Genomic DNA, 11,706 nt, shown 5'->3' with positions numbered 1-11,706 from the left:
AGACCCCTTGGTCCCCACTGTCCTAGTCCCTCCCGCTGGTCCCCCGCGGGTCGGTCCGCGCCCGGCACGAACTCGATGTGAAATCTACCCCACTCAATCGATGTGGGCCAGCTGGCTAATCCGTTGTCCGCTCGGCGATCTGGCCGCTGTAGACCGCACGCAACGAGGCGCCGGCGAAGGCCGCGCAATAGTCGATGAGATGGTCCATCGGCACGTCCAACCGACCGCCCTGCTTCTCCACGATCACCCGCTCCAGCATCCCGACCACCGACAGCGCGAAGATATCGATGATCTCCGCGGGCGGCTGCGCATCCGGCCGCGCCTCGGTGGCCGTGGCCGCGACCAATCGGGCGAAGCGCCACAGCGCTTCGCGCATCCGACATTCGGCACCGGCCGCGGCGGGTTCGACGAAAACGATGCGCAGCTTGCGCGGATCCTCGGCCAATGCGGTGAGATACGTGCCGATCCCGGCCCGCAGCTTGCGCGTGCCGCGCGGCTCGGTCGCCTCGACCGCCGTGGCCACGGCCGCGAACAACTCGTCGATGACGTGGTCGAAGACCGCGGCGAACAGTTCCTTTGTGCCGGTGAAGGATTCGTAGAAGTACCGGTCGGTCAATCCGGCCGCCCGACACAGGTCCTTGACGCCGGTCGCCGAATATCCGCGCGTGCCGAACAGCTCCAGCCCGGCTTCCAGGAGTTTGCCGCGCCGCGCCGCGACTCGGTCCTCCGCGCCGATACCGCCGTAGGTCCGCACCGGGCGTCGCTGCATCGTCATCTTCGCATTGTCTCCCATCCCGACCCACGATCTGATAAATATGACGATCGAAATAGTCAGATTTAGGGGTCTGCAGTGACAGCTCAGCATCGGGACAACCACATCAGCAGGCGCTCGCTGCTGCGCGGCGCGGCCGTGGTGGCGGGTACCGCGGGAATGGCGACATCGACCGGAATCGCGGCGGCCGAGCCGATGCCGCGACGCCGAAACGGCCCGGCGCGCGATACCGTCGCGGTGCTCGGCGCGGGCATCGGCGGTCTGACCGCGGCGCATGAACTGGCCGAACGTGGTTTTGCGGTAACGGTTTTCGATCGCAAGGAACTCGGCGGCAAATCTCGAACGATTCCGCTGCCGGGCACCGGGGTCGGCGGCCGCGCGCCGCTACCCGGCGAACACGGCGCGCGCGGTTTCACCTCGTTCTACCACCACGTGCACGACACGATGCGACGCATTCCACTGCCGGGCACCCGAAAGTCGGTATACGACAATCTGATTCCGTTCTCGGTGAGCGATCCGCGCTATCCGCGCGCAGGCAATCTGCCCGACGGCTTCCCGCTGATGTTCGGATTCTATTTCGATCCCGCACAGGCGCTCACACCCGAAGGACTGCAACGCATCCTGGTCGAGGTGTTCATGAAGAACAATCTCGTTCCGCTGCCGGAGGCCATGTATATGGCAGGGCGGGTTGTCACCTATCTGACCTCGAGCGAGGAGCGTCGCTTCGGCCAGTGGGAACATGTCAGCTGGTGGGATTATGTCGGCGCGGCAAGCAGATCCGCACAGTTCCAGGCACTGGCCGCCACCGGTCTGACCCGAGCGCTGGTGGCCGCCAAGGAATATGTGGCCAGCACCAGGACCATGGGCAACATGATGGAGGGCTTCTTCATCGCACTGCTGCAAGAACTGATCGGCGGCCCGAAGGTCTACGAGGTGCTCAACGGACCCACCAACGAGGCCTGGCTCGATCCGTGGATTTCGCTGCTGGAGGGCATGGGTGTGCAATTCCGGCCCGGCCACGCGCTCGAGGAACTCGTGGTGACCGACGGCCGCATCGACGGTGCGCGCATTCGGCGCCCGAATGGCGGCACCGAAGTGTTCGACGCGGATTGGTATGTGTGCGCGGTGCCGACCGATCGGGCCCGTCGGCTGTGGTCACCGGAAATCCGCGAGCTGGATCCGGCGCTCGGCCGAATGGATGCGCTGACCGTCGACTGGATGAACGGCATGCAGATGTTCGTCACCGAAAAGCTGGACCTCGGTAGGGGATACAACATCTACCTCGATGCCCCCTGGCGGCTGACCTCCTATACCCAGCGCGCTTTCTGGAACGTTGATTACGCCGCGAAGTACGGTGACGGATCGATCGTCGACGGCCTCACCATCGATATCGCCGACTGGGATACCCCGGGCATTCTGTTCGGCAAGACCGCCAAGGAATGCACGCGCGACGAGATCTACCAGGAGACATGGGCGCAGATGTCCGCCGCGCTGAACGACGACGGCCGAATCCAGTTGAAGGACGGCATCGTCCGCGAGTGGATGCTCGATCCGGGCATCGAATGGGCGGACGGACAGAACACGAATGATGAACCGCTGCTGGTGAATACGATCGGCTCATGGGCGGATCGCCCGACCGCGCACACGCAGATCCCGAACCTGTTCCTGGCCGCCGACTACGTGCGGACCAACTTCGATCTGGCGACCATGGAGGGCGCGAACGAGGCGGGCCGCACCGCCGTGAACGCACTCCTGGACGCATCCGGCTCCTCCGCCGTCCGCGCCCAACTATTCACTCGCGATTCGATTCCCGCTTTCGAACCGTTCCGTCAAATGGATGCCGCTCGTTATAAGGCCGGTCAGGCAAATCTGTTCGACCTGGGCTGACCGACAACGGACTGGTCATTCGCCCTGGTCGCAAGTTGATCTCACCCCGCCGGAACCATCGAACTCCCCTAGACTGTTGCGCGGGAAGCGAGTTCAGATAGCGGGCTCGTCCCATCATCGCCAGAAGTAGGGGGCCGCGATGACGGCAGCGACCGGGGCATTGCGTGTGCATATGACGGGTTCCGAATGGTTCTCGGCAGCACCGGGCGGACTGAATCGTTATTTCACCGAACTATTCCACGCACTCGCACGGCAACCGGGCGTACAGGTTTCGGCGTCGGCATTCGGCACGACCGGTGCCGATGATCCGCCCGGCGCTCGGTCGTGGGGACGAACCGGCGGTTCGACCATCTCCCGGGCCCGCTCCGCATTTCTGGAACGGGCCGAACTGGGCCGCGCGGATATCCTTGATCGGCACTTCGCGCTGTATGGTCCGGCGGCCTTCGCGCGAGGCGGGCAGGTGCCGCTGGTTGTGCACTTCCATGGACCGTGGGCCGCCGAGAGCCGCCTCACCGGACAGAGCGAGATCGGTGCACGGGCGAAGTATCTGCTCGAGCGGATCCGCTATGCGGGTGCGGACCGATTCGTGGTGCTGTCCAGTCACTTTCGTGAAGTGCTCAGCGACGACTACCGGGTCCCGGCCGACCGGATCCGGGTCATCCCGCCGGGTGTGGATCTGACCCGATTCCGAGCCTCACCGATACCGACCGGTACCCACCGAACCGTGCTGTGTGTGCGCAGACTCGAACGCCGGATGGGCATCGATACACTACTGCGCTGTTGGCCGGGCGTGGTCGCCGAACATCCGGACGCTCGACTCGTCCTCGTCGGAGCCGGTACCGCCGAGGGCGAATTGCGTGCCCAGGCCGCCGGTGCCGGGCTGGACGGCTCGATCACCTTCGCGGGCAGTGTCGACGACCGACAACTCACCGAACTCTATGAACGGGCCGCACTCACCGTTGTCCCGACCACCGCGCTGGAGGGATTCGGGCTGATCGCCCTGGAATCCCTCGCCGCGGGTCGTGCCCCGATCGTCACCGACTGTGGCGGACTACCGGATTCGGTACGCGGACTGGATTCTTCGCTCATCGTGCCTGCCGGGCAGGCCGAGGCACTGGGCGCGCGGATCGTGGCCGCACTGAACGGTGCACTGCCGACGCCCGAACAATGTCGCGCGCATGCGGAAACTTTCTCGTGGGATGTCACAGCGGAGCGTCATCTCACGATGTATCAGGAATTAAGGCGATGACCCCATCGAGGACGACCAAGGCCCTCTTTCTCGCGCATACCGCGGCGCCCTCGGGCGCGGAACTGGCGACGCTGCGGTTACTTGCCGCGCTGCGCGAGTCGGGGCTCATCGATGTCGCTCAGATCTACACGGAGGACGGCCCGATGGTCGAACGCATGCGGGCGCGCGGAGTCGAGACCCGCGTCGTGCGTAACGCTTTCGACAGCCGTGCCATGACCATCGGGTCCGGGCCGGTGCGGCTGGTCGCAGGATTCCTTGCCCTGCTGCGATTGGGCTGGACGCTCGGTGCGACCGCGCGCGAACTGGGTGCCGATGTGCTGATCGCCGAGAGCACCAAGGCTTTGGTGATGGGTGCGATCGCGACGCGACGGGCGGGAATTCCGCTGGTGTGGCAGGTGCACGATCGAATCTCGGTCGACTATTTCGGCCGACTGCCGACGGTCGTCATCCAGCTACTCGGCCGGCTCATGGCACATGGTTATCTTGCCAATAGCCGAACCACCCTGCGCACCTTGTGGATCGGCCGTCGTCCGGCGGTGGTGGCCTATCCGGGTGTAGAACTCGCCGACGATCTCGAGCGCGCCGCGCAGCGTGCGCCCACCGAAACGACCCTCGTCGCCGTCGGCAGGCTGACGCCGTGGAAGGGCCAGGACGTGCTGCTGCGCGCCGTCGCGGCGACGAAAGTGCAACCGCGACAGATCTTTCTGATCGGCGGCACATTCTTCGACGAGGAGCCCTACCAGGCCGAATTGGCATGCATAGCACAGGAATTCGGGCTGCCGGTTACCTTCACCGGTCACGTCGACGATCCCGAAGGCTATCTGCGCGACGCCGATATCCTGGTGCACTCCTCTGTACTTCCCGAACCATTCGGACAGGTCGTGGTCGAGGGTATGCACGCCGGCTGCGCGGTGATCGCTTCCGGACCGGGCGGCCCTGCCGAGATCGTCGAAGCCGGTGTCAACGGACTGCTCGTAGACGGCGGCGATCAGCGACAACTCACCACCGCACTCGACACCCTCATCGCAGATCCGGCGCTGCGCACCCGTCTGGCCACGGCGGCGCGCACCCGCGCCAGGGATTTCGACATCGAAGCTTCGGCGCACACCGTCGCCGCTTTCCTGAATTCCATAACCCAACGCAACGGCGCTCTATCTAATCGGCGGCGCTCCCGGGGCTCTACGTGGTCACGCTCCGCTACCGCCTCCGGGCCCGTCGCTCCCGCCGCGGGGGGCCACCAGAATCCGCGAGAACGGACTCCGCATGTCTGAACACAAACATGCCGCAGGCCAGCCCACCGAACCACCGACACCGACCGCCACCGGCGGAGCCCATCGCAAGGACGAACGCGGCGCACCCGGCGGCGGCCTGCACCGATCACACGGCCTCGGCGGGGTACTGCGCGATATCGGCTACGTCACCTTCGGCAAGTACGGGCAGTACGTCATCACGATCGTCACGGTTCCGCTGATCGCGCGAGTGCTCGGCACACACGGCCTGGGCCTGTTGGCAATCGGGATGTCGTCGTATTTCATCGGCTCGCTGCTGGTGGATCTCGGCATCACCTCGTTCCTGGCCGCGCGGGTGCACGATTCGCGCGAACGCGATGGCGAGAGCGCGCGGCTGCAGATGATCAATCAGTTGCGCGGCGATTATCTGGCGATCCGCGCGAGCACCCTGGGCGTCATCGGGATCGCCCTGCTGCTTTGTCTGGCGGCGAGTGCGTCGGTGCAGGTGGACATGATCCTGTTGGGGCTGTTCGCCGGCGGATTCTGGTCGGTCTCGGAGGACTGGCTGCTGATCGGGCAGGGCCGGTTCGGAGCGTCGACCGCCTATCAGGCGGTCGGCCGGGTCGGCTATCTGATCCTGCTCGTCGGTCTGCTTCCCCGGATGCCGAGTGCGCAGCTCGCACTGCTATGCCTGCTGCTATCGTCGGTGCCCACAGTGGTGCTGACCTGGTGGGATTCGCTGCGCACCTTCGGCCCGCCCGCGCCGCCTCGGCAGTTCAAGAGCGTATTGCGTACGGGCGCACCGGTTCTCACATCGCGGGTGCTGGTGACATCCTACGGTCAGGGCGCGGCGGCGGTGTATTCGGCTGTGCTGGACACGGTTTCGCTCGGTCTGTACTCGGCGGGCGACCGGCTCGTGCGCGCGATCCAATCCACCCTGGATCCCATCGGATTCGCGTTGCTGCCCCGCATGGCGCGACGCAGCACCGATCACCGATTCTGGCGGCATGCCCTGCTGGCGCTGGCGGCCTGCATCTGTGTCGCCACCGTCGCGGCCGTGGCAGTCTGGCTGGCCGCGCCGCTGTTGATCCGGCTGGTCTTCGGTGACGAATTCACCGGAGCCGTCGGGCTGTTGCGGGTCGAGATCTTCATGCTGCCCGCCACCACGATCACCTCGTTCGTCACCACGGCGCTGCTGCCGGTGCGGCAGGACACCACCGGTGTGCTCATCGGTGCGGTGCTCGGCACCTGTGTCGCAGGCGTCGCACTGTTCATTGCTTTTCGGACTCATTCGGTCTGGACACTCGTCTACGGCAGTGTGCTCGTCGAATTCACTACGGCTATCTGGTATCTCGCTCGGGTCCGCACATTGATCGTGCGCGAACGCACGGTGTCCGTAGCCTCGAGTCCCGCCGTGGTGCTGATGCGCGAGGAGGGCACCGCGTGAAGATCTTGTTCATCGGGGACGACTGGGTCGGCAGCAATGCACGCTCGCTCGCGGACGGCTTCCGGCAGGCGGGCCACGAGGTGGTGGTCATCGACTCCACCCCGATCACCCTGCCGACACGACTGTCACCGCCCTGGGTCTATGCCAAGTTCGCGCGGCGGCGCGCGCCGTGGACCGTCACCGACCTGCACGCCGAAATCGACCGTGCCGCAGCGCAGTTCCGGCCCGACCTCGTCTTCGCGTTCAAAGCCGTACACCTCGACCAGCGCAGGTTGTTGGACATCCCGGCGCGGCTGTACGTGCACTACAGCCCCGACGATATCGCCAATCCGGCGAACATCAGTCCGGAATACCTTGCGCACGAGCCCGATTGGGATCTGATCGTCACCACCAAGCAGCACAATGTGCCCGAACTCCTCGACCGGGGCGCGAAGGCGGTCGGTTTCGTCCGCAGCGCCTACGATCCGGCGTGGCATTATCCGGCCGCGCGCGGACGGACACCGCGCTACCTGGTCGGCTTCATCGGCGTCTGCCGCCCCGATCGCCGGGCCGATCTGGTCGCGCTGGCCCGCGAACACGGTGACCGGATGCTGGTGCGCGGTCCGGGCTGGCGGCGCGTTCCGGAATTGCGCACCACCCGGGCCACGGTGGGCGGCCCGGTCTACGGTTCGCGCTATTCGGCCGTGGTCGCCGATATCACAGCGAATCTGGTGCTGCTCAACTCCGACAACCGCGACACCCACACCTGCCGCACCTTCGAAGTGCCCGCCGCGGGTGGGCTTTTCGTCGGCGAACGCACCGACGAACATGCCGAACTCTTGCGCGACACCGTCGAATGCTTCCTGTTCACCGATCAGACCGAACTGCGCGAAATCCTGGACTGGTGCGCGCGGCATCCGGAGAAGGCGGATGCGATCGCCGAGGCCGGATATCGGCGGATCGCCGACGGCGGGCACCGGTACGTCGACCGAGCTCGCGAGATCATGGACGTACTCGAGGCGCAGTCATGAGCGAGCGAACAATCAACACAGCCGCCCAGGCGGGCATGACGGAGCCGAGCGCCTGCGAGGCGCAGACATGACCGCCTATTCCGAGATCATCGCAATCGCTTGCGCCCTGGTCACTTTGGTGGTTGCGTCGGCATGGGTGCCCAGCGTCGCACGGGTTTTCATCATCGCGCAGGCGGCATTCTGGTCGCTGTCCTACCTCGCCCGGCCGCTGGTACTGCTCGCAGTGCAACCAGAACCGCACTACGGCGACAATGTGCCCGATCCGCGACTGGCCGTACTCGGCTACGACCGCGGCATCGCACTGGTGCTGCACCATGTCGTCTTCGGCTTGTGGGTATACGCGATACTCATTGTCGGATATGCGATCTGGTCGCGACATCGTCCGGTGCAGGGTCCACCCGCGATAACGGGCAATCCGGATTTCGTGCCCGCGCTCGTCACGATCTACGTTGTCGGCCTACTGGGGCGGGGCGCCTCCTACGCCTCCGGATCCACCGGCCACGCCGGTGATGTCGACAGCGCCAATCCGATTCTCGCCTTCGTCAGCATTCTCGCGACCGTCGCGGCGCTCGGACTGATCATCTTCATCCGACCGGCCCAGCCGCGCACCACCGCGCTGTTGATCGGTGCGCTGTTGGCCGGGGAACTGATGTGGACCGTGGTCGTCGAATCGAAGACCCCGATCCTCGGTGCCGCGCTGGCGGTGGCGGTCCGCTTCGCGATACTCGGCTGGACCAAGGCCAAGGTGGTCGGTGTGCTGGCCATCGCGGTGCTCGGCATCGGCGGTTTCGGGTGGTTGCAGTCGTTCAAGACCACCGAGGTCGGGAAGGCCGAAACGGCGATGACCAGTTCGGCGTATCCGCCTTCGGTGCGACCGTTCCTGAGTATCCTGCGGCGCTTCGATCTGCTGGAGGCCGCGACCGACTCCTACTATCACGGCACCGGATATTGGCTCACGCCCGCCGAGGAGTTCCGCCACGCCGCGCTGAGCCTGATTCCGACCCAATTGCTGGGTGCCCCGAAATTCCAATCCGGTACCGCATGGGCAAATGACGTTCGCGGCGCCTCGGTGGATATGACGCGGGTCCAGGTGTCACTCGCGGAGGGAAATGTCAACGAGGGTTATGTGATCGGCGGCTATACCGGCATCGTGGTGAGCGTCGGCTTCACCTTCGTGCTGCTGCTCGCCTGGGCCAAAGCGCTGTATTCCCGGTACTTCCCGATGGTGGTGCTCGCGCTCGCGCTGACCGGAGCCTCCTCGCTGTTCGAGCGCGGCATCCTCGGCAGCATGGAGGCGCTCGGCAAATTCCTGCAAGCCGCGGTGCTCGCGACGCTGCTCTATTTGGCGGTCAGGGAATATCGCCGCCGCGCGAAACCTCTCGTCCTAGCGCCGCCACCGCAACAGCCTTTGCTCGTCATCGGGAAAAGAGGTTCCGAACAATGGGGTTGATCGATTACTGGCATATCGCGCGCCGTCGCTGGATGCTGATTCTCGGCGTGCTGGTGCTGTGCCTACTCGCGGCGGTGGGTTACGCACGCAGCCAACCGACGAACTATGTGGCCACGAGCAGCGTCTACATCTCGATGGCGACCGGAACCTCGGTGAACGATTCGTATCAGGGCGGACTGGCCGCCCAGCAGCGCGTGCGGTCGTACCTCGACTTGGCCACCAGCGCCAATGTCGCCAAGCGCACCATCGACGATCTCAGCCTGAAGATGTCGGTCGACGAACTGCGCGGCAAGATCACCGCCGCCTCGCCGCCCGCCACCACCTTGATCGTCTTCTCGATCAAGGACAGCTCACCCGAACGCGCCCGTGATATCACCAATACCGTTGTCGCACAGTTCCGTCAGCTGATCGCCGAGCTCGAATCCATCGAGAAGGACGCCGCACCCGCCGCCCGCGCCGAGGTCGTGGACCGGGCCGAACTGCCATCCGGAGCGAGCGGTCCGCAATCGACCCGGCTGCTCGCGCTCGGTGTGCTGGCCGGACTCGCGCTGGGCGGGCTGGCCGCCTTCGTCCGCGATCGCACCGACCGCAAGCTGCGCACCTCCAATGATCTGGAGGCGGTGCTGGCCGGCCCGACTCCCGGATCGACGCGCACCGGTGCACCGGTGCCGATCCTGGGCATCATCGATCTCGGTCGTCCGGGTGCGGTCGAGGAAACCCGTAGGCTGCGAACGCGTTTGCAGCGCAACGGCGAGGCGACGACGGTGCTGCTGTCGAGTCTGTCGGCCCGGTCGGAGCCGGAAATCGCGATGGCACTGGCCAAGTCGTTCGCCGATACCGGTCGGCATGTGGTCTATATCGACGCCGACACCTCCGGTCACGGCGGATCACAGCAGATCGTCCTCGGGGCGGTGCCCGGACTGGCCGGTGTCCTGCACGGATCGTTGCCCGTCACCGACGCACTGACCGGCTGGCCGCAGGCCGGGGTGACGGTGCTGCCGCTGGGCGAGCTGGATGAGCACACCTCGGATCTGCTCGCCTCCGACCGGTTCGCGGCCGTGGTCGCCAAACTGCGCACCGACTACGACCATGTGGTGATCCAGGCCGCGCCGGTCGCCCACGCCGCCGATGCGATCGCCCTTGCCCCGCTGTGTGAGCAAACCGTCGCGGTGGTCGAACTCGGCACCAGCATCGCACCGCGAATCCGCGGCGCGCTGGCCACATTCGGGGACAACCTGCTCACCGGCGCGGTAGCGTACAGCAAGCTCGGCACGGGTATACAGCGGCTGGTGGGGAGGCTGCGCCTTTGAATTTCGAGGCTGTCCATCGACGACGACTGCTGGCCGCATCCCTCGGCGCCGCCGCCGCGGTACCCCTGGCGGCCTGCTCCTCCTCCGACTCCCCCGGTGTCGAATTCCGGTCACCGCATGTCACCGACGCACCGGCGGCGCGCAATGTCCGCGACTTCGGTGCGGTCGGGGACGGCGTCGCCGATGACACCGCGGCGATCCGGTCGGCGGCAGCCGTCGGAGACGCGCCGCTCGTACTGTATCTGCCCGCAGGCCACTACAAAGTGACCTCCTGGCCCGATTTGCCCGACTACGCAACGGTTCTCGGCGACGGCGGCGATGTCACGCTGGTCACCTGTGATGCCGACATCACGCTCATCACACTGCGCAAACGCAGCCGGGTGCGGTTCTCCCGCATCGGCTTCTTCCTGACCGGTCCGCGCGCGACGGCGGTGGTGCTGTCCGAATCGTTCCGCTGCTCCTTCGACGGGGTGGTGATCCGCGGCAACCACCTCAGCGACAACCATCCGCGCTTCCTGCAGCAGCGTGGCGTGGTCCTCGAAAACAACACCGGCGGAACGGCATTCGTCAACTGCGATATCAATAACTTCGGCTTCGGCATCGTCACCTCCTGCATCCAGAACTATGTGACCTCCTCCAAACTCACCAGCAACTACATCGGGGTGCTCGGCACCGGCAACAACCACACTGCGGGGCTGTCGCTCACCAATGTGGAATTCGTCTCCGACGAGGATCCGCGCACCACCGATCGGCATATCAGCATCGACGGTGCGGCCAATGACTGGTGGCTGACCAACGTCTGGTTCGAAGGCGCCGATACCGCGCTGTCGGTGGGCCAGCGCGATCGCGGTGGACCCGCCCAGTTCGGCATGATCAACTGCAAGGTCGCCGCGCGCACGGTCGGGCTCGACCTCGTCTACTGTCGGCAGCCGTATCTGGCCAATGTGCAATTCGACAAGGACTCCGACCGGCCGCCGATCGAGTTGTGCATCGATGCGACGGGCTGCCCGGAGGGCACCGCGGTCAACCTGATCTCCAGTGCCTCCGATGATCTCGCGCCCGCCATGTTTCCGGAGAAGTGGCACGTCATGGGGCGCGACGGCATGCACGCGCCGCAGTACAGCGGCACCATGGTCGGCCGGGCCGGTCAGGGCAATGCGGATATATACCAGGCGCAGGCCGCCGACGGCACCGTACGATCGGCCGTATTGTCCAGCGGCGCTTGGCTTTCCGACCGTGCGGAGAGCGGGATCGTGCTCAAGGACGCGGCGGGCGGCTACTGGCGCCTATCGGTCGGCACCGATGGTGCCGTGAAAACAACCTCGCTCGGCCGCCAACGACCCCGGGAGTGA

Annotated in this window: 8 protein-coding genes and 1 pseudogene; 8 read left to right on the top strand and 1 reads right to left on the bottom strand. The window is 65.8% G+C overall.

From position 1 onward, the window contains the following. Positions 1-115 precede the first annotated feature (115 nt). A complete protein-coding gene (locus ACZ60G_RS08320) occupies positions 116-775 on the bottom strand; it encodes a TetR/AcrR family transcriptional regulator (protein ID WP_465808446.1) in 660 nt (219 codons plus the stop codon). Between the two features lie 75 nt (positions 776-850). Between ACZ60G_RS08320 and ACZ60G_RS08315 the strand changes: the two genes are divergently transcribed. From ACZ60G_RS08315 to ACZ60G_RS08280, 8 genes and pseudogenes are all read left to right on the top strand, one after another. Beyond that, complete coding sequence (locus ACZ60G_RS08315; RefSeq protein ID WP_465808444.1) at positions 851-2,659, top strand: hydroxysqualene dehydroxylase; 1,809 nt, start codon at positions 851-853, stop codon at positions 2,657-2,659. Between the two features lie 172 nt (positions 2,660-2,831). Then, entirely contained in the window at positions 2,832-3,908 is a 1,077-nt protein-coding gene (locus tag ACZ60G_RS08310; RefSeq protein WP_465809136.1) for a glycosyltransferase family 4 protein, read from the top strand. Further along, positions 3,905-5,077 (top strand): annotated as a pseudogene (locus ACZ60G_RS08305) (glycosyltransferase family 4 protein); the annotation flags it as partial. The gene ACZ60G_RS08310 and the pseudogene ACZ60G_RS08305, both read left to right, overlap by 4 nt. A 94-nt stretch (positions 5,078-5,171) precedes the next feature. Continuing rightward, positions 5,172-6,584, top strand: a complete 1,413-nt coding sequence (locus ACZ60G_RS08300) for a lipopolysaccharide biosynthesis protein (RefSeq protein WP_465808442.1) — start codon at positions 5,172-5,174, stop codon at positions 6,582-6,584. Further along, positions 6,581-7,594, top strand: a complete 1,014-nt coding sequence (locus ACZ60G_RS08295; RefSeq protein ID WP_465808440.1) for a CgeB family protein — start codon at positions 6,581-6,583, stop codon at positions 7,592-7,594. The genes ACZ60G_RS08300 and ACZ60G_RS08295 overlap by 4 nt, the downstream gene beginning before the upstream one ends. Positions 7,595-7,661: 67 nt before the next feature. Next, entirely contained in the window at positions 7,662-9,044 is a 1,383-nt protein-coding gene (locus tag ACZ60G_RS08290) for a hypothetical protein (RefSeq protein WP_465808439.1), read from the top strand. Then, the gene (locus ACZ60G_RS08285; protein ID WP_465808437.1) at positions 9,035-10,354 is read left to right on the top strand and encodes a Wzz/FepE/Etk N-terminal domain-containing protein; all 1,320 of its coding nucleotides are present in this window, start codon (positions 9,035-9,037) and stop codon (positions 10,352-10,354) included. Before ACZ60G_RS08290 ends, ACZ60G_RS08285 begins: the two co-directional genes overlap by 10 nt. Further along, on the top strand, positions 10,351-11,706 hold the full coding sequence (locus ACZ60G_RS08280) for a glycosyl hydrolase family 28-related protein (protein ID WP_465808435.1): 1,356 nt from the start codon (positions 10,351-10,353) through the stop codon (positions 11,704-11,706). The genes ACZ60G_RS08285 and ACZ60G_RS08280 overlap by 4 nt, the downstream gene beginning before the upstream one ends.

The sequence above is a fragment of the Nocardia sp. NPDC102475 genome, from assembly GCF_055584605.1.
This window is presented reverse-complemented; position numbering and strand designations above follow the sequence as displayed.